At 68.9% G+C, this 1,410-nt stretch carries 2 protein-coding genes; both read right to left on the bottom strand.

Annotated features, from left to right (window positions below):
- A partial coding sequence (locus M0638_RS27785; protein WP_248670198.1) for a DEAD/DEAH box helicase family protein occupies window positions 1-469 on the bottom strand: 469 nt, incomplete at its 3' end.
- A gap of 161 nt (window positions 470-630) precedes the next feature.
- Window positions 631-1,410, bottom strand: a 780-nt coding sequence (locus M0638_RS27780; protein ID WP_248670197.1) for an IS3 family transposase, incomplete at its 5' end; no start/stop codon positions are given.

The following is a 1,410-nucleotide window of genomic DNA, read 5'->3' as shown; positions in this document are numbered from 1 at the left end:
CCCGCGGCAACCTGACACTCGGTCGCCGCGTCACCGGACGCTTACGGAGCACCTGCATGCTGGCCACGACCACGTTGCAGCGCGTGAAGATGCGTTCCGCCTCCTCGGCTGATCGCGGCATGTGCCGCAGCGTGCAGACAACCGGAAAGCGGGCCTGCGGTCCGAGCACCCCAAGTGGCTTCAGCAGGCCGAAGGTCTCGAACTTCTCGACGATCTGGTTACGCAGCGCGTTGCTCGGCACCACCACGAGGAGCCTCGGCATCCACTCATGGGCGAGGATGGCGAGCATGGTTTCCGTCTTCCCGGTGCCGGTCGGCATGACGATGGTCGCCGGATCCGCGGCCCCCCTCCAGTGCGCCAAGGCCGCGAACAGCGCGCCCACCTGGGGCGGGCGAAGGCCGCACTTGATGATCTGTCCCTGCCCGTCGCGCACTTCCTCCCGGAAGGTGAAGGCGCTGCTCCACGACACCCTCGCCTCCTCTGCGTTCGCGGACCACGGCCGCCGAGCTATGCGGGAAACTGGGTGACGGCCGGCTGATCAGGCGGCGGTCTGTGCTGGCGTGTGGATGACCTCGATGCCGTTCCTGAAGGTGAACCGTTCCAGGTTTGCCGGAGGCTGGTTGGGTTGAGTCAGGCTGCCAGGGCGGGGGCCTGAATTTGGTCGTAGTAGCGCGTCTCGGACTCGGCGGGAGGGATGTTGCCGATCGGCTCGAGGAGGCGGCGGTTGTTGAACCAGTCGACCCATTCGAGGGTGGCGAACTCCACCGCCTCGAGGGTGCGCCAGGGACCGCGGCGGCGGATCACCTCGGTCTTGTAGAGACCGTTGACGGTCTCGGCGAGGGCGTTGTCGTAGCTGTCGCCGACGCTGCCGACGGAGGGCTCGATGCCGGCCTCGGCCAGGCGCTCGGAGTAGCGGATGCACAGATATTGCGACCCACGATCGCTATGGTGCACGAGGCCGCCACCCCGGGCAGGACGCCGATCGTGCAGGGCCTGCTCCAGGGCGTCGAGGACGAAGCCGGCCTGCGCTGTCCTGGAAACCCGCCAGCCGACGATGCGGCGGGCATAGGCATCGATCACGAAGGCGACGTAGACGAAGCCCTGCCAGGTGGCCACGTAGGTGAAGTCCGACACCCACAGGGCGTCCGGCCGCGGCGCCCGGAACTGCCGGTTCACCCTGTCGGCCGGGCAAGGGCTGGCCCTGTCGGCCGCCGTGGTCCTGGCCTCCTTGCCGCGGACGGCGCCGTGCAGTCCCATCCGTTGCATCAGGCGCGCCACGGTGCAGCGGGCGACCTCGATGCCTTCCCGCCCGAGCTGCCGCCAGACCTTGCGTACGCCGTAGACCCCGAAGTTGGCCGCGTGCACCCGCCGGATCTCGGCACAAAGGTGAGCATCGCGCTGGCGGCGCGC

The organism is Roseomonas acroporae (genome assembly GCF_023223525.1).
Lineage (GTDB): Bacteria > Pseudomonadota > Alphaproteobacteria > Acetobacterales > Acetobacteraceae > Roseomonas_E > Roseomonas_E acroporae.
Note: the sequence above shows the minus strand (reverse complement) of the source record. Positions and strands in the feature narration are given on the sequence as shown.